General features: G+C 35.6%; 1 protein-coding gene. It reads left to right on the top strand.

Annotation, left to right across the window (positions count from 1 at the left end; translation table 11 throughout):
- Positions 1–67: 67 nt before the first annotated feature.
- On the top strand, positions 68–264 hold a 197-nt coding region (locus VJI94_RS08455; RefSeq protein WP_324009043.1), incomplete at its 3' end, for a cyclomaltodextrinase C-terminal domain-containing protein.

The following is a 264-nucleotide window of genomic DNA, read 5'->3' as shown; positions in this document are numbered from 1 at the left end:
TTCAAATAAGTTTACAGCTGCGGGAAGGTCAAACCAGGAAAAGGAGGCTTTTAACTTTGTAAAAACTGTGGCACAATTCAGAAAAAAATCATCTGCTCTCACAACCGGAAAAACCATGCAATACCTGCCGTTAGACGGATTATATGTGTATTTCAGGTATGATGAAAAGCAAACAGTTATGTGTATCATCAATACTTCTTCAGCGGTTAAAAAAATTCAGTTAGATGATTATATAGAACGTACAAAAGCATTTACCAAAGGCAA

Source organism: Parvimonas sp. D9 (assembly GCF_035282565.1).
GTDB lineage: Bacteria > Bacillota > Clostridia > Tissierellales > Peptoniphilaceae > Parvimonas > Parvimonas micra.
The sequence above is the reverse complement of the archived record's forward strand: the minus strand, read 5'-3'. Positions and strand labels throughout refer to the sequence as shown.